General features: G+C 66.1%; 16 protein-coding genes. 14 read left to right on the top strand and 2 right to left on the bottom strand.

All coding sequences use genetic code 11. From position 1 onward, the window contains the following. The first annotated feature begins 202 nt into the window (after positions 1–202). The 9 genes from ffh (at position 203) to D619_RS18445 (ending at position 6,339) form a co-directional block, all read left to right on the top strand. Positions 203–1,687, top strand: a complete 1,485-nt coding sequence (gene ffh / locus D619_RS0113515) for a signal recognition particle protein (RefSeq protein ID WP_017669134.1) — start codon at positions 203–205, stop codon at positions 1,685–1,687. Positions 1,688–1,722: 35 nt separating this feature from the next. Continuing rightward, complete coding sequence (gene rpsP, locus D619_RS16735) at positions 1,723–2,244, top strand: 30S ribosomal protein S16 (protein ID WP_033373642.1); 522 nt, start codon at positions 1,723–1,725, stop codon at positions 2,242–2,244. Between the two features lie 12 nt (positions 2,245–2,256). Next, positions 2,257–2,745 carry a ribosome maturation factor RimM gene (gene rimM, locus D619_RS0113505; RefSeq protein WP_017669132.1) on the top strand — a complete coding sequence of 163 codons (489 nt, stop codon included), beginning with the start codon at positions 2,257–2,259 and terminating at the stop codon, positions 2,743–2,745. Continuing rightward, entirely contained in the window at positions 2,742–3,473 is a 732-nt protein-coding gene (trmD, locus tag D619_RS0113500) for a tRNA (guanosine(37)-N1)-methyltransferase TrmD (RefSeq protein WP_017669131.1), read from the top strand. The genes rimM and trmD overlap by 4 nt, the downstream gene beginning before the upstream one ends. A 1-nt stretch (position 3,474) precedes the next feature. Beyond that, positions 3,475–3,852: a 50S ribosomal protein L19 gene (gene rplS / locus D619_RS0113495; protein WP_017669130.1), complete on the top strand. Its 378-nt coding sequence runs from the start codon at positions 3,475–3,477 to the stop codon at positions 3,850–3,852. A 105-nt stretch (positions 3,853–3,957) separates the two neighbouring features. After that, positions 3,958–4,404 (top strand): YbgC/FadM family acyl-CoA thioesterase, encoded by a 447-nt coding sequence (locus tag D619_RS0113490; RefSeq protein ID WP_017669129.1) that lies wholly within the window; start codon positions 3,958–3,960, stop codon positions 4,402–4,404. Continuing rightward, positions 4,404–5,114 (top strand): protein TolQ, encoded by a 711-nt coding sequence (gene tolQ / locus D619_RS0113485; RefSeq protein WP_026091056.1) that lies wholly within the window; start codon positions 4,404–4,406, stop codon positions 5,112–5,114. Before D619_RS0113490 ends, tolQ begins: the two co-directional genes overlap by 1 nt. 41 nt (positions 5,115–5,155) lie before the next feature. After that, a complete protein-coding gene (tolR, locus tag D619_RS0113480) occupies positions 5,156–5,557 on the top strand; it encodes a protein TolR (RefSeq protein ID WP_017669127.1) in 402 nt (133 codons plus the stop codon). Beyond that, entirely contained in the window at positions 5,554–6,339 is a 786-nt protein-coding gene (locus D619_RS18445) for a hypothetical protein (protein WP_017669126.1), read from the top strand. The genes tolR and D619_RS18445 overlap by 4 nt, the downstream gene beginning before the upstream one ends. An 18-nt stretch (positions 6,340–6,357) precedes the next feature. On the opposite strand, the gene D619_RS0113470 is transcribed toward D619_RS18445, so the two are convergent. Together D619_RS0113470 and D619_RS0113465 are read right to left on the bottom strand one after the other, a co-directional pair. After that, positions 6,358–8,025, bottom strand: a complete 1,668-nt coding sequence (locus D619_RS0113470) for an amidohydrolase (RefSeq protein WP_017669125.1) — start codon at positions 8,023–8,025, stop codon at positions 6,358–6,360. Then, the gene (locus tag D619_RS0113465; RefSeq protein ID WP_017669124.1) at positions 8,022–9,953 is read right to left on the bottom strand and encodes a S9 family peptidase; all 1,932 of its coding nucleotides are present in this window, start codon (positions 9,951–9,953) and stop codon (positions 8,022–8,024) included. Before D619_RS0113465 ends, D619_RS0113470 begins: the two co-directional genes overlap by 4 nt. Positions 9,954–10,077: 124 nt before the next feature. On the opposite strand from D619_RS0113465, the gene tolB reads away from it, so the two are divergent. The 5 genes from tolB (at position 10,078) to D619_RS18440 (ending at position 13,934) form a co-directional block, all read left to right on the top strand. After that, positions 10,078–11,397 carry a Tol-Pal system beta propeller repeat protein TolB gene (tolB, locus tag D619_RS0113460; protein WP_026091053.1) on the top strand — a complete coding sequence of 440 codons (1,320 nt, stop codon included), beginning with the start codon at positions 10,078–10,080 and terminating at the stop codon, positions 11,395–11,397. A 30-nt stretch (positions 11,398–11,427) separates the two neighbouring features. After that, positions 11,428–11,973 carry a peptidoglycan-associated lipoprotein Pal gene (gene pal, locus D619_RS0113455; protein WP_017669122.1) on the top strand — a complete coding sequence of 182 codons (546 nt, stop codon included), beginning with the start codon at positions 11,428–11,430 and terminating at the stop codon, positions 11,971–11,973. Between the two features lie 44 nt (positions 11,974–12,017). Next, positions 12,018–12,935 carry a methionyl-tRNA formyltransferase gene (gene fmt / locus D619_RS0113450; protein ID WP_033373635.1) on the top strand — a complete coding sequence of 306 codons (918 nt, stop codon included), beginning with the start codon at positions 12,018–12,020 and terminating at the stop codon, positions 12,933–12,935. Beyond that, positions 12,932–13,693: a tRNA pseudouridine(38-40) synthase TruA gene (gene truA, locus D619_RS0113445; protein ID WP_026091052.1), complete on the top strand. Its 762-nt coding sequence runs from the start codon at positions 12,932–12,934 to the stop codon at positions 13,691–13,693. The genes fmt and truA overlap by 4 nt, the downstream gene beginning before the upstream one ends. A 112-nt stretch (positions 13,694–13,805) precedes the next feature. After that, the gene (locus D619_RS18440; RefSeq protein ID WP_017669119.1) at positions 13,806–13,934 is read left to right on the top strand and encodes a hypothetical protein; all 129 of its coding nucleotides are present in this window, start codon (positions 13,806–13,808) and stop codon (positions 13,932–13,934) included. The last annotated feature ends 2 nt before the right edge of the window (positions 13,935–13,936 follow it).

Raw genomic sequence — 13,936 nt, 5'->3', positions numbered from 1 at the left:
AAGGCTGAATAGCAGCCTGGTTTGCGGCGGGAACGACGCCCGCGAGGCACGGTGCTTGACCGCCCTGCCCCATGCGCCTAAGGAGGCGCCGGCTTCCGGGAGGAGGCCATGCGTCCGAGGATGCACGCCGGCCAGCGAGTTTTCGCCCGCCGGCGCGTTTCCATTTGGAGGCAAGCGGGTTTTTCGAAAGGGCCTCAGGGCTTTGTTTGACAGTCTTTCCGAACGCCTTGGCGGCATATTCGAACGGTTGCGCGGCCGTGGCGCGCTGACCGAGATCGACGTGCGCGCCGCCATGCGTGAAGTGCGCGTGGCGCTGCTGGAAGCCGATGTCGCCCTGCCCGTTGTCAAGGATTTCATCGAGAACGCCACCCAGCGCGCCATCGGTGCTGAAGTCATCAAGTCGGTCACGCCTGGCCAGCAGGTCGTCAAGATCGTCAATGATTGCCTGGTGGAACTGCTGGGCGGCGAGGATGAACCAACCCCGCTGAAGATCGCCGTCACCCCGCCCGCTGTCGTGATGATGGTCGGCCTGCAGGGTTCGGGCAAGACGACCAGCAGCGCCAAGCTGGCCAGCTGGCTTTCCACCCGTGAGCGCAAGAAGGTGATGATGGCCAGCCTGGACGTCGCCCGTCCGGCCGCCCAGGAGCAATTGCGCGTGCTGGGTGAGCAGACCGGCATCGCCACCCTGCCCATCATCGCCGGCCAGACGCCGGTACAGATCGCCGAACGCGCGCGCCAGTCGGCCCGGCTGCAGGGGTTTGACGTGGTGGTGCTCGATACCGCCGGGCGTCTCGGCATCGATGAGGAATTGATGGCCGAAATGGCCGCCATCGCCACCGCCACCACGCCCGATGAAATATTGCTGGTGGTCGACAGCCTGACCGGCCAGGACGCGGTGAATGTGGCCGCCGCCTTCAAGGAACGCGTGGCGCTGACCGGCGTGATCCTCACCCGCATGGACGGCGATGCCCGCGGTGGTGCGGCGCTGTCGATGCGGCAGGTGACGGGTGCGCCGATCCGCTTTGCCGGTGTGGGTGAAAAGCTGGATGCGCTGGAATTGTTCGACGCCCGCCGCGTCGCCGGTCGCATCCTGGGCATGGGCGACATCGTCGGCCTGGTGGAAAAGGCCGCTGCCAATTTCGAAGCCGAACAGGCCGAGAAAATGGCCGAGAAGATGGCCAAGGGCCAGTTCGACATGGACGATCTGCGCCAGCAACTGGCCCAGATGAAGAAGATGGGCGGGCTTTCGGGCCTGGCCGCGATGATGCCGGGCATGGGCGCCGCCAAGAAGGCGATGGACAGCGGCGCGGTCAATCCCAAGATGCTGGACCGCATGGAAGCCATCATCCTGTCGATGACGCCCAAGGAACGCACCAAGCCGGAAATCCTCACCGCCAAGCGCAAGATCCGCATCGCCAATGGGTCCGGCACCACCGTGCAGGATGTCAACAAGGTGCTGAAGATGCATCAGGAAATGGCCAATGTCATGAAGCGCCTGAAGAAGATGGGCGGCATGAAGGGCATGATGAAGATGCTGGCCGGCATGGGTGGAGCTGGCGGGCCGGAAGGCGGTGCAGGCGGCGAAGGCCCCGGCGGCGCCATCGATTTGGGGGCAGTGGGCCGGATGTTCGGCCGCCCCGGTATGGGCAGCCTGCCGCCCGGCTTCAACAAGTTTGGCAGAAAATAACCACAATCACCTGAATGAACTGAAGGAAGATACCAATGGCAATCTCGATCCGTCTCGCCCGTGGTGGCATGAAGAAGCGCCCGTTCTACCGCATTGTCGTGTCCGACAGCCGCGCCCCGCGTGACGGCAAGTTCCTGGAAAAGCTGGGCACCTACAACCCGCTGCTGCCCAAGGATTCGGCCGAGCGCGTGAAGCTGGACACCGAGCGCGCGGCTTACTGGCTGGGCGTTGGCGCGCAGCCGACCGACCGCGTTGCCCGCTTCCTCGATGCCGCCGGCCTGCGTACCCGCGCCGCCAAGAACAACCCGAAGAAGGGCGAACCGGGCGCCAAGGCCAAGGAACGCATCGAAATGGCCGCCCAGAAGGCTGCCGAAGCTGCCGAAGCCGCTGCTGCCGCCGAAGCCGAAGCGGCTGAAGCCGCCGCCGCTGCCGAAGCTGCTGCTGCCGAAGCCGCTGCTGCACCGGCTGTCGAAGAAGCCCCGGCTGAAGAAGCGGCTGTGGAAGTTGCTGCTGAAGCGCCTGCTGAAGCCGCTGCCGACGACGAAACCGCCGCTTAAGGCACGCGTGCAATGGCGGCCGATCAGATCGTGCTGGCCGCCATTGCCGGCGCCCATGGCATCCGCGGCGAGGTGCGACTGAAGCTGTTCACCGACGACGCGCAATCCCTCGCTCGCCACGCCCGCTTCGATGCGGGCGGGCGGGCCCTGGTTTTGGCGGCGATCCGTGCTGACAAGCCGGGCACCGCCATCGCCCGCTTTGAAGGCGTGACCGATCGCAACCTGGCCGAAGCCATGCGTGGGCTCACCCTGTCTGTCTCCCGCGCGGCGCTGCCGCCGCTGGCGGAGGGCGAATATTATGTTGCCGATTATCTGGGCCGCACGGTGGTCGATGAGACCGGCGAAGTGGTCGGCACGGTCAAATCAATCGACAATTTCGGCGCGTCCGACATCATCGATATCGCGCTGGCCAGGGGCGGCACGGTGATGGTGCCCTTCCTCGCCCACGTCGTGCGCGAGGAGGCGGACCGGCTGATTGTTGATAAAGCCTGGCTGCAATGAGCTGGCAGGCAACGATCCTCACCCTCTATCCCGAGATGTTCCCCGGCCATCTTGGCCAGAGCCTTGCCGGCCGCGCGCTGGATGAGGGCATCTGGGCCTGCAACGCCGTCAACATCCGCGATTTCGCGGCCGACAAGCACCGCACCGTGGATGACACGCCGGCCGGCGGCGGGCCCGGCATGGTGCTGAAGGTGGACGTGCTGAGCGCTGCCATTGATGCCGTGGCCGATGGCCGGCCCGTGCTGGCGATGACGCCGCGCGGCAAGCCCCTCAGCCAGTCCCGTGTGCGCGAACTCGCCGCCGGCCCCGGCGCCATCATCCTGTGCGGACGTTTCGAGGGCTTTGACGAGCGCATCTTCCAGCGCCGCGCCATCGAGGAAGTGTCGATTGGCGACTATGTGCTGTCCGGCGGCGAAGTTGCCGCACTGGTGGTGATGGATGCTTGCGTGCGGCTGCTGCCCGGTGTAATGGGCGCGGCTTCCAGCGGGATCGAGGAAAGCCACGAAAGCGGCCTGCTTGAACATCCGCATTATACCAGACCCCCCGAATGGGAAGGTCTGGCGATCCCCGAAGCGTTGCGATCGGGGGATCACGCACGCATCGCCAGATGGCGGCGCGCGCGGTCCGAAATGGACACACGGTCACGGCGGCCGGATCTGTGGGATCATCATGGGGATGATCGGATCCATTCGCCCTCTGGCGCGCGACAACAGAAGAAAGAGGAATGAGATGAATCTCATCCAGCAGATCGAAGCCGAGCAGATTGCCAAGCTCACCGAAAAGCGCAGCATCCCGCTGTTCCGCGCCGGCGACACGCTGCGCGTGGGCGTGAAGGTTGTGGAAGGCGAGCGTACCCGCGTGCAGAATTATGAAGGCGTGTGCATCGCCCGTTCGAACCGCGGCATCAACTCGTCGTTCACCGTGCGCAAGATCAGCTTCGGCGAAGGCGTGGAACGCGTGTTCCCGCTGTACAGCCCGAGCATCGAAGCCATCGAAGTCGTCCGCCGCGGTGTCGTGCGCCGCGCCAAGCTCTATTATCTGCGTGGTCGCAGCGGCAAGTCCGCCCGCATCGTCGAAAAGCGCGACGCGCGCCCCGTCGCTGAGTAATTTCGCCGAATAATCCCCATTCAGATTGCCGAAAGGGCGCCAGTGGCACTGCTGCTGGCGCCCTTTTTCGTTGCGTGTCTGCTGCCCTAGCCCCTATCTGAATTCATGTCCCCCCTTCCCCCCTCCGGTGCGATCGACGGCGGCATCCACCGCCTGCCCGCGCGTGTCTATTTCGAAGACACGGACACGGCCGGCATCATGTATCACGCCAAATATCTGCACTTCATGGAACGGGGCCGCACCGAATTCCTGCGGGTGGTCGGCATCGATCACGGTGCGGCGGTGAAGGCCGGTGTAGGCGCCTATGCGGTGACCGAAATGCAGATCAAATGGCTGCGCCCGGCCAGGCTGGACGATGTGTTGACCATCGAAACCCGCCTGCTCTCCGTGCGCGCTGCGGCCTGCGCCATCGCCCAACGCATCACCCGCGCTGGCGAGCCACTGCTGGACGCAACACTTGTCGCCGCATTCCTCGATCCCGCCGGCCGCCCCCGCCGGCAACCGCGCTATTGGATGGCGCGGTTCCACGAACTTCTGGCACAGGAACCATGATGCAAGCCGATATCGCCATCAAGACCGCGGCCGAACTGTCGCCCTTCGCCCTGTTCATGCAGGCGGACATTGTCGTGAAGGCGGTGATGTTCGGGCTGTTGCTGGCCAGTGTTTGGAGCTGGGCGATCATCCTCGAACGCTCGCGGCGACTATCGCGCCTGAACGGCGAGGCCGCCAAGTTCGAGGACTGGTTCTGGAAGGCCAAGGACCTGGACAGCCTCTACGAACCCGCCTCCCGCGCCGATCACCCGTCGGCCCGCGTCTTTCTCGCCGGCATGAACGAATGGCGCCGCACCCTTGCCGGCAAGTCCGGCCGCAGCATCGATCGCGAAGGCCTGCGTTCGCGCCTGGCCAGCGCCACGGGCGTCGCCATCGGCCGCGATATCGATGAACTGTCAGACCGGCTGAACGCGCTCGCCACCATCGGTTCGGTGGCGCCGTTCGTCGGCCTGTTCGGCACGGTGTGGGGCATCATGCGCAGCTTTGCCAGCATCGCCGCCAGCCAGAACACCTCGCTGGCCGTGGTGGCGCCGGGCATCGCCGAAGCCCTGTTCGCCACCGCCATCGGCCTGTTTGCGGCCATTCCTGCCGTGATCGGCTACAACCGCCTGCTCCACCGCGTGAACCGGCTGGAAGCGCGCCTCAACGCCTTTGCCGAGGAATATCTCAATCTCCTCTCCCGCCAGCTTGACGGGATGGAGAGCCAGTAATGGGCATGGGTGCACCCCGCCGGGGAAGAGGCCGCCAGCCCATGGCGGAAATCAACGTCACGCCGCTGGTGGACGTGATGCTGGTGCTGCTGATCATCTTCATGGTGACGGCACCGTTGCTGGTGGCGGGCGTACCGGTGGACCTGCCCGACGCCAAGGCGCAAAGCCTGCCGCAGGACCAGTCGCCGATCCAGATCAGCCTGAATGCGGCGGGTGAGCTGTTCGTCGATCGCATGGCCATCGCACCGGCCGCCCTGCCTGCCAAGCTCGCCGCGCTGCGCGAAGCCCGCAGTGACGAAGCGCGCGTGTATGTGCGTGCCGATCGCGGGCTGGATTATGGCCGGGTGATGAAGGTGGTTGGCGACGTGAATGGCGCTGGTTTCAAGAAGGTGGCGCTCGTCACCGACGGCCAGAACACCAAGGCGCCCAAAACCCCGCAATGACGCCCAGCGAACGCCTCAGCATTGCTGGCGCCGCCACCGCGCACATCGTGCTGCTGGCCGCGCTGAGCCTCGCCTGGCAGAACCAGAAGATGCTGGCTGCGCCCACCGACGCCGTGCCGGTGGAAATCGTCGACATATCCGATGCACCGCGCACACCGGAACCGCCGAAGCCCTCGATGGAAGCCGCGCCGCAGGATACCGCGGCCGCTGCCCCCGAAGCCGAAGCTGCGCCGGAACCCGAACCGGTGAAGGCCGATGCCGTGCCGCCGCCCGAACCCACCAAGCCCTCGCCGCCCAAGCCCAAGGCCGCGACGCCGACCAAGGCGCCGCCCTCGCCGCTCGACACCTCCACCCTGGCCAGCCTGATCGACAAGTCGCTGCCCAAGGCGACGAAGAAGCCGCTCGATACGTCAAAGCTGGCCAAGGAATTGAACGCCGCCGCGCCCGCCCGCGCCACCGTTGATCCCCGCGCCGCCGCCACGCTCGCCCAGGCCATCCGCGCCCAGGTCGCCCCGTGCTGGAACCCGCCCGTGGGCGGCCGCGACGTGCGCCGGATGACGGTGATCGTGACCGTGAACTACAGCCGCGACGGCCGGGTGATCGGCATGCCGCAAGCCGGCACCCCCACCGGCATGACCGCCACCAACGCCGATTACGCGCGCGCCTTCGCCGAAACCGCCCGCCGCGCGGTGCTGCGCTGCCAACCGTTGAAGCTGCCGGCGGAATTGTATGATCTGTGGGGGAGCGTGGAGATCAATTTCGATCCGGAAGAGATGACGTGAGGAGGAAAGGGAAGCCTGCTAGTTCCCCGCCTCCCACACGAACCGCCCTTCCTTCATCGTCCCCACCACCTTGATTCCCCGGATGCGCGCCACCGGCGTCTTCAGCGGATTGGCGCTGAGCAATGTGAAGTCCGCCAGTTTGCCCACCTCGATGCTGCCGCGCCGGCTTTCTTCGCGATAGGCCCAGGCCGGGTTGATGGTCAGCGCCTTCAGGCCGGCCCAGGCGTCGAGGCGCTGCTCTGGCCCCAGCACGAAGCCGCTGCGGGTGGTGCGGGCCATGCTGGTCCACAGGATGAACATCGGGTCCAAGGGCGTGACGATGTAATCGCTGTGGTTGCTGGCCCTGATGCCCAGCGCCATCGCGCTCCGGATTGGGGAAATATGGGCCGCGCGCTCCTCGCCGAAGTTGCTGCGGTGGACGTCGCCCCAGAAATAGCTGTGGTTGGTGAAATAGCTCGGGGTGATGCCGAGCGCGGCATAGCGCGGCAGTTGATCGGGGCGCTGCACCTGGCTGTGGATGACAACCGTCCTGTGATCGGCGGGCAGCTTCAGCGTGTCCACCGCATTGATCACGTCGTCGATCGCGGCATCGCCATTGGCGTGGATGAACAGTTGCAGCCCGGCAGCGCTGGCGGCCTTCGCGGTGGCGAGGAAGGCCGGATAGGGCTGGATGCCCTGCGCGCGCCAATTATCCTGTCCGTTGGGGCCGCCGTGCAGATAGGGCACGCTCATATAGGCGGTGCGGCCTTGCGGGCTGCCATCCTGGGTGATCTTGATGCCCTGCAGTTTCAGCCGGCCCTGCCATTGCGCGATGGGGTAGGCGGCATTGCCAGCCCAGCGCTTGAAATCGACGAATGACGGCAGCGCCACCACATCGAGCACGAGCCGGCCCTGCGCGGCGGCGGCCTGCAGCAGATCGAGATCGGCAAGACTGGTGAAGCCATCATTGGCCAGCGTGTAGCCATTTTTCGCATAAAGCTGCTGCACGGCCGCCAGATTCTGCAGCCGCTGCTCGCGCGGCGGCGGTTTCAGCGCCGGCCCGGCCAGCATCAGCGCGCTTTCCCAGATCTGGCCATTGGGCGTGCGGCCATCGGCTTCACGGTTGATCAGGCCGCCTTCGGGTGCCCTGGTTTCCGGCGTCACGCCAATCGCCGCCAGCCCGGCGCTGTTCAGCACGGCACCATGGCCGGACACGTGCATCACCAGCACCGGCCGATCCGGGAAGCGCACATCGAGATCACGGCGGGTCAGGTCGCGCTTGTCGGCCAGCAGGCTGGCGTCATAGCCCCAGCCCACCAGCCATTCACTGGGCGCGATCTTCAGCGTTACCTCTTCAGCCGCCAGTTTCCCCACCAGATCGGCAATGCTGGCCACCGTGCCCACCGGCGCGCCCGACACATTCACCCGCCGCGCCAGATCGATCGCCATGGCGAGATGGCTGTGCGCGTCGACAAGGCCGGGCAACAAAGTGCGGCCCTTCAGATCAAGCTGCGGCGTCCCCTGCCCGGCAAGGCGGCGCGCCTGTGCCAGCGGGCCGACGAACGCGATCCTGCCGCCTTCGACCACAATGGCGGCCACGGTTTGCGGCCTTTCCCCCACCATGGTGAGGATCGGCCCGCCGTGGATCAGCAGGTCTGCCGCGCTGGCCGGGCTGGCCAGCAACACGACCAGGGCGAACCGCTTCATTTGGCCGGCTTCAGATGGCGTTCGAACCAGTCGAGCGTGCGCTGCAGCGCATCCAGCTGGTTCTCGCGCTTGCGAAAGCCGTGGCCTTCGGCGGGGTAGAATATCGTTTCCACCGTGTTGCCCTTGGCCTTCAATATGTCGGCGACTTCCTGCGCCTGGCCGCGCGGCACGCGGATATCGTTTTCGCCCTGCAAGGACAGCAGCGGCGCAGTCGCGGCACGGATGAAGGTCAGCGGCGAGACGGCTTCATAGACGCCCTTGTACTCGTCCGGCGCGCCGATCAGGCTGCGCTGATAGGCCTGCAGGCGCGCGTCTTCATTTTCCCACATGGTGCGCCAGTTGATGATGCCATATTGCTGCACGGCGGCGGCAAAGGCCCCCGGCGCCTTGCCGATCGCCATCAACGTCATGAAGCCGCCATAGCTGCCGCCGGTGATGCCGATGCGTCTGGCGTCGACATAGCCGGTCGCCACCAGGAAATCGCGGGCCGACAGCACGTCCTTCAGATCGCCGCCGCCCAGATCCTTGTGGTTGGCCTCCATGAAGGCGCGGCCATAGCCGGTGGAACCACGGAAATTGGGCTGGATCACCAGATAGCCGTGGCTGGCGAACAGCGCAGCGGTGCGGCTGAAGCCGTCCTGGCTCTGCCCGGTGGGGCCGCCATGGGGCAGCACGATGGCCGGCGCACTGCCGTCGCGCTTCAGGTTCAACGGCATGGTCAGCACAGCGCTGAGCAGCGTGCCGTCAAACCCCTTGAAGGTGACAATGTGGGATTTCGGCAACGTCGCCGGATTCAGGCTGGCCATCGCCGTTTGGGTGATGGCGTGGCTGGCGCCGCTGGCAACATCATAACGGAACAGATCGGCCGGCGTGTCGGCCCCGGCGTGGGTGAAGATCAGGCTGCGGCCATCGGGCGCGAACGCGGCGCCCGGCGCACTGTTGACGCCAGGCGGCAGTGGCAGCGGGCGGGCGGCGAGCGTGGCGACATCCACCAGCGCCAGGGTGGAGCGGCCATCCTCGTTGGTGCGCACCAGCAGGGATTTGCCATCCGGGCTCATTGCGCCCGATGTTTGTTCCCACGGCGTCGCCGGCAGCCAGCGCAGTTTGCCGCTGCCGGCATCGAGCACGCCGGCATGATCCTGGCCGCTGCCTTCATCGCTGGTGATGGCGATGGCATTGCCATCCGGGCTGGCGGCCGAAGCGGCATAGGTGACGCCCTTCTTTCCGATCAGCAGGGTCGCCTTGCCGCTCGCCACCTCGATGCGCCAGATCTGGCCTTCGGTGCCGCCGGTGGTGCTGCGATTGGCAATCAGGGCGCTGTCGTTCGCGACCCAGGCCACCGCCTGCCAGTTCCATTGCGGGTCCTTCTCGTCAGTCAGCAGGCGCACGCTGCCGGCTTCGAGCACGGCGATATTGGTCTGCGCGGCTTCCTTGCGCTTGTGGGCGATGGCGATGGCGCCGCTCTTGGCCAGCAGCGGCTCATCCTCGCTCACGTCATCGGTGCGGGTCACCTGCTCGATGGCGCCACCGCCGCTGGGCATGCGGAACAGGTCGGAATATTCATTGCCGCCCTTGTCCTGCGTGAAATAGAGCCAGCGACCATCGGCGGATGCGGCCAGGCCGGACTGAACATCATCGGATTGGACCATCTGCACCGGCCAACTGCCATGGCTGCTCATGCGCCAGATGTTGAAACGGCCCGACAGGTTGGTGACGAGAAACAGGGACTTGCCATCGGCGCTCCACACCTGATCGCCGGCGCTGCGCGTGAAGACCAGATCGGCCACCGGCAACGGCCTGGCGTTGGGGTTGATCGGGGAGACCAGCAGCGCCGGATCGGTGAGCGGGCGTGGCGGCGTTGGCACGGCGGCAAGGGCCGGTGCCGCTGCCAGCAACAGCGCCGCGCGAAGGATGGTCGACTTGATCATGAGGCCCCCCAAAGTCCGTGTGTTGTTTCTGCAATACACTATCGTCGCACGAACCTTGGCCCCTCTGCAAGCATAGTTGCCGGTTTTACTCCCGTTCATCCGGCCGGACTGATATGGTCGCACCATGCGACTGATTCTGCTTGTCACCGGCTTGGCAGCTGCCCCGGTTCTCGCCCAATCCGCACCGTTGCGCGTGGATATCAATGCCGGGCTGATGCAGCCGATGCCGATTGCCGTCCCGTCGTTCGCGCCGGGCAACGGGGCCAGCACCGAAGCCGGCACCACCACGGCGCTGGGGGAGCGGGCGGCACAGGTGATCGCGGGCGATCTGCGCTCCTCAGGCCTGTTCAAGCCGATCGATCCGGCCGCCTACACGACCAGCGTGGGCATCGATGATGTACTGAAACCCGATTTCCCGGCCTGGCGCACGATTGCGGCGCAGGCGCTGGTGACCGGCACGGTGACGGCCAATCCCGATGGCGGCATAACGCTGGCCTGTTATGCCTATGATGTGTTTGCCGGCGCCGAAATCGCGCGCCAGGGCTTTGTCACGACGGCGGCGGGTTGGCGGCGGGCGGCGCACAAATGTGCGGATCTCGTCTATTCCCGCCTCACCGGCGAATCCGGCTATTTCGACAGTCGGATCGTCTACGTCAGCGAAACCGGCGCCCGCACCAGGCGCATCAAGCGCCTGGCCATCATGGATCAGGATGGCGCCGGCCACCGTTTCCTCACCTCGGGCCAGAATCTGGTGCTTACCCCGCGCTTTGCGCCGGGGCAGCAGACCATCACCTACATGAGCTTCGAGAACAACCGGCCCCGGGTGTGGCTCTACACGCTGGGCAGCGGCCGGCAGGAAGCGGTGGGCGCTTTCACCGGCATGACGTTTGCACCACGATTCTCGCCGGATGGCCAGAATCTGGTGTTTTCCATGGCCGTGGGCGGCAATACCGATATCTATCGTTTCAACATCGCCACCCGTGCCACCTCGCGACTGACCAGCGGGCCGGGCATCGATACCTCGCCCAGCTATTCGCCCGATGGAGCCAAGATCGTGTTTGAAAGCGATCGTGGCGGCAGCCAGCAGGTCTATGTGATGAACGCCGATGGCACCGGCCAACAACGCATCAGCTTTGGCGAGGGTCGTTCCGCCAGCCCGGTGTGGAGCCCGCGCGGCGATTACATCGCCTTCACCCGCATCGGCGGCGGCCGCTTCGGCATTGGCGTCATGCGCCCCGATGGATCGGGCGAGCGCCTGCTGACCAATGGTTATCAGGATGAAGGCCCGTCCTGGTCGCCCAATGGCCGCGTCATCCTGTTTGCCCGCGGCGACCGTTCGGGGCAATCGGGCTTGTGGTCCGTTGATATTTCCGGTTTGAATGAGCGTCGGATCGCCACCCCGCTGGATGCATCCGATCCGGCCTGGTCGCCCTTGTTGCCTTAATCGTTGCCGTAACTGGAAAGGAGCCCCCAAATGACCCGCCAGCTGCCGAAACTGCCCCTGCTCGCGCTCGTCCTGATCGCTGCTGCCTGTACACCCAAGAAGCCGCCGGCGATGATGGAGGCGCCACCTGCCACGGCCCGGCCCGAAGCACCGGCACCCACACCGACGGAACGGCCTGCCACGGTCGAGACCGGACCGAGCAGCATCATCCCCGGCAGCCAGGACGATCTGCGCGCCCAGGCCGGCAGCGACACGGTGCTGTTTGGCTATGACAGCTATGAACTGGATGGCGAGGCCCGCGCCACGCTGACCAAGCATGCCGCCTGGCTGCGCGCCAATCCGGCCGTGCGCGTCACGCTGGAAGGCCATTGCGATGAACGCGGCACCCGCGAGTATAATTTGGCACTGGGTGATCGCCGGGCCAATTCGGCGAAGAATTTCCTGGCCTCGCAGGGCATCGACGTGAGCCGCCTGTCGACCATTTCCTATGGCAAGGAACGCCCGGCCGTGGAAGGCAGCGACGAAGCCGCCCACGCGCAGAACCGCCGCGCCGTGACCATGGTGATGAGCCGCTGAGGCCCCTTCCCTCGGCTTGGGTTACCCGATAACAGGCGTGCGCCATGGGACTGAGACTTCGGATCATCCACATGGGCACGCCCTTTTTTGCGGTTCCGGCGCTCGAAGCGCTGGTGGCGGCCGGGCACGAGATCATGGCGGTCTATACCCGCGCACCCAAGCCGGCGGGGCGCGGCAAGCAGTTGCAGATGAGCCCGGTGCATGCTCGGGCCGAGGCACTGGGTATCCCGGTCTTCACGCCGCGCACGTTCCGCGATCCGGCAGCGGTCGAACAGTTTCTGGCGGTGGCGCAAGGCTGTGACGTGGCGGTGGTTGCCGCCTATGGCCTGATCCTGCCGCGCGCCGTGCTGGATGCGCCGCGCCTCGGTTGCCTCAACATCCACGGTTCCCTGCTGCCGCGCTGGCGCGGAGCCGCGCCGATCCAGCGTGCCGTGCTGGCCGGCGATGCCGTTACCGGCGTCACCATCATGCAGATGGAGGAAGGCCTCGACACCGGGCCGATGCTGGCGACCGTGGAAACGCCCATTGGCACCAAGACCAGTGGCGATCTGTTCAGCGAACTGGCCACATTGGGTGCTGATCTGCTGATCGATGTGCTTGCGCACCCACGTGCCGCCGTGCCGCAACCAGAAGACGGGGTCACGCTGGCCACGCGCATCGACAAGGCCGAAGCCCATCTTTCCCCCACCCTGCCCGCCGCCGTGCTGGAACGCCAGGTGCGCGGCTTCAATCCGGCGCCAGGCGCTTGGGCGGAAATTGGCGGGGAGCGAGTGAAGATCCTCGCTGCCGAAGTCGAACCAGGCACCGCCGCGCCGGGCGTGACGGTGGATGATCGGCTTGGGCTGGGCACCGCCGATGGCGTGCTGCGGCCGACGCTGGTGCAGCGTGCCGGCAAGCCGGCCATGCCGGTGGGCGCCTTGCTCAACGGTTGGCGGGTGCCGGCGGGAACCCGCGTGGCGTGACCCGCTTCCGCTTCACGGTCGAATATGATGGCCGCCCCTTCATGGGCTGGCAGCGGCAGGCGCATGGCCCATCGGTGCAGGGCGCCATCGCGGCGGCGATCATGGATATCACCGGCGAGACGGTGGAGGTTTTCGCATCAGGCCGGACCGACGCCGGGGTGCATGCCCACGCCATGCCGGCCCACGCCGATATCGAAAAGACCATCACGCCGTTTCGCCTGATGGAGGCGATCAACGCCCGGCTGAAACCGCAACCGGTGGCGATCCTGGACTGTGCGGAAGCGCCGGACTGGCACGCGCGCTTCGATTGCACCGGCCGGCGCTATCGCTATCGCATCGTCAACCGCCGCGCGCCACTCACGTTCGATGCCGGCCTGGCCTGGCGGGTGCCGACTCCGCTCGACGCCGATGCCATGCACGCCGCTGCCCAGCGCCTGGTGGGCCGGCATGATTTCACCACCTTCCGATCGGCGCAATGCCAGGCCAGTTCGCCGCTGCGCACGCTCGACCGGCTCGACGTCACCCGCATTGGCGAGGAGATTCATGTCGTCGCCGCCGCCCGCAGTTTCCTGCATCACCAGGTGCGATCGATGGTCGGCTGCCTGAAGATGGTCGGATCAGGCCAATGGAGCGCCGACGATCTGGCCGCGGCGCTGGCAGCCCGGGATCGGGACGCGCTGGGGCTCAACGCACCGCCGGATGGACTCTATTTTGTCGGTGCAATTTACCCGAAATTGTCGGTGGGCTTTACACTCTGATTCTGGCGCATCTGGGCGCCATGCCGGATTCCAAGGGCTTGCCGCCGGCCAATCAATTGGCATGCATATTGCAGGAATGGTTGCCAGTTGGTTTCCATAACGACAGACAAGAATGCCAAACGGCTCGCACCTTTCCCGCAATCAGCACGGCCCGCAGCTTGTCCGCCGGGTCTGGCTGTGGCTGGGCCTGACGCTGGGAACCGCCGGCGGCGCGCTGACAGGCTGGCTGATCGGCGGCTGACC

The organism is Sandarakinorhabdus sp. AAP62, assembly GCF_000331225.1.
Taxonomy (GTDB): Bacteria; Pseudomonadota; Alphaproteobacteria; order Sphingomonadales; family Sphingomonadaceae; genus Sandarakinorhabdus.
This window is presented reverse-complemented; position numbering and strand designations above follow the sequence as displayed.

What these genes read in the sequence shown, in the direction of transcription:
- rpsP (WP_033373642.1), top strand. Translation starts at nt 1,723, where the DNA reads ATGGCAATCTCGATCCGTCTCGCCCGTGGTGGCATGAAGAAGCGCCCG.
- rimM (WP_017669132.1), top strand. Translation starts at nt 2,257, where the DNA reads ATGGCGGCCGATCAGATCGTGCTGGCCGCCATTGCCGGCGCCCATGGC.
- trmD (WP_017669131.1), top strand. Translation starts at nt 2,742, where the DNA reads ATGAGCTGGCAGGCAACGATCCTCACCCTCTATCCCGAGATGTTCCCC.
- rplS (WP_017669130.1), top strand. Translation starts at nt 3,475, where the DNA reads ATGAATCTCATCCAGCAGATCGAAGCCGAGCAGATTGCCAAGCTCACC.
- D619_RS0113490 (WP_017669129.1), top strand. Translation starts at nt 3,958, where the DNA reads ATGTCCCCCCTTCCCCCCTCCGGTGCGATCGACGGCGGCATCCACCGC.
- tolQ (WP_026091056.1), top strand. Translation starts at nt 4,404, where the DNA reads ATGCAAGCCGATATCGCCATCAAGACCGCGGCCGAACTGTCGCCCTTC.
- tolR (WP_017669127.1), top strand. Translation starts at nt 5,156, where the DNA reads ATGGCGGAAATCAACGTCACGCCGCTGGTGGACGTGATGCTGGTGCTG.
- D619_RS18445 (WP_017669126.1), top strand. Translation starts at nt 5,554, where the DNA reads ATGACGCCCAGCGAACGCCTCAGCATTGCTGGCGCCGCCACCGCGCAC.
- D619_RS0113470 (WP_017669125.1), bottom strand. Translation starts at nt 8,025, where the DNA reads ATGAAGCGGTTCGCCCTGGTCGTGTTGCTGGCCAGCCCGGCCAGCGCG.
- D619_RS0113465 (WP_017669124.1), bottom strand. Translation starts at nt 9,953, where the DNA reads ATGATCAAGTCGACCATCCTTCGCGCGGCGCTGTTGCTGGCAGCGGCA.
- tolB (WP_026091053.1), top strand. Translation starts at nt 10,078, where the DNA reads ATGCGACTGATTCTGCTTGTCACCGGCTTGGCAGCTGCCCCGGTTCTC.
- pal (WP_017669122.1), top strand. Translation starts at nt 11,428, where the DNA reads ATGACCCGCCAGCTGCCGAAACTGCCCCTGCTCGCGCTCGTCCTGATC.
- fmt (WP_033373635.1), top strand. Translation starts at nt 12,018, where the DNA reads ATGGGACTGAGACTTCGGATCATCCACATGGGCACGCCCTTTTTTGCG.
- D619_RS18440 (WP_017669119.1), top strand. Translation starts at nt 13,806, where the DNA reads ATGCCAAACGGCTCGCACCTTTCCCGCAATCAGCACGGCCCGCAGCTT.